The sequence below is a fragment of the Actinomyces oricola genome, from assembly GCF_004104015.1.
GTDB classification, from domain to species: Bacteria; Actinomycetota; Actinomycetes; order Actinomycetales; family Actinomycetaceae; genus Actinomyces; species Actinomyces oricola.
Map to the genome: position 1 here is coordinate 1 of NZ_RYFV01000067.1, position 1,173 is coordinate 1,173.

Here is a 1,173-nt window from a genome sequence, read left to right on the forward strand (position 1 = left end):
GGCCACGCCGCTATGCCATCCTGCCCCATCGAGGTCCTGTCGCGCCAGAGTCTGCTCGATGTCCTGGCCAAGGTATCCGACCCCAGAGCCCGCAGGGGCGTGCGCTACCCGGTGGTGGGCGTGCTGGCCCTGGCCGTGGTCGGTGTACTGGCGGGCGCCAGGAGCCTGCTGGCCGTCTGGCAGCACGCCACCCACATGGACCACGGTGACCTGGAGGCCCTGGGCCTACCAGCACACAGACCGCTGCCCAGCGAGTCGACGATCCGCCGCCTCCTGGCAGCCATCGACCCAGACGTGCTGGACCGTCTCATCGCGACCTGGATGCACGTTCGCACCGGGGTGCGTCAGGGTCGGCGGGTCATCGCGGTGGACGGCAAGACCATGCGGGGAGCGCGCCCCAGCCCCAGCAAGAAGAAGACCAAGGCCAAGGGCAAGGGCAAGGGTAAGAAGAGCGAGGCCGCCGGTCCGGGCGGCGAGGGCGAGGTCAGCGCAGGGGCCGGTCGGGCTCCGCATCTGCTGGCCGCCCTGGACCAGGACAGCGGCACCGTGATCGCTCAGGAGGCTGTGGGGGCCAGGACCAACGAGATCCCGGCCCTGAGGGACCTGCTGGCCAACACCGACCTGACCGAGGCTGTGGTCACCGCGGACGCCCTGCACACGCAGAGGGAGACGGTCGAGTGGATCCGCTCCCGGGGCGGTCACTTCGTGCTGACCGTCAAGGGCAACCAGCCAGGCCTGTGTGAGCAGCTGGAGCGGGTGCACTGGAAGAACCTGCCGGCCACCAAGGTCATTGACACCTCCCACGGGCGCAGGACCTGCCGCACGATCCGCGCCACCCAGGTCCCGCCCTGGGTCGACTTCCCCCACGTCGCCCAGGTCCTGCAAATGAGGCGTACGCGCACCTGGACCAACCGTCAGGGGCGACGCAGGCAGACCCGTGAGGTGGTATACCTGATCTGCTCCCTGCCCATGCTGGCCGCCCAGCCCCACCAGGTCGCCGCCTGGGTCCAGGGCCACTGGGGCATCGAGAACCGCCTGCACTGGGTGCGGGACGTCACCTTCGATGAGGACCGCCACCAGCTGCGCACCGGCAACGGACCCCACGTCATGGCCACCCTGCGCAACACCGCCATCAGCCTCATACGCCTGACCTACGGACCCCACGCATCCATA

At 69.6% G+C, this 1,173-nt stretch carries 1 protein-coding gene; it reads left to right on the forward strand.

Features of this window, described 5'->3' with window-relative positions; translation table 11 throughout:
* The coding region (locus EUC46_RS12420) for an ISAs1 family transposase (protein WP_128774464.1) at nt 1-1,173 on the forward strand (1,173 nt) is incomplete at both ends.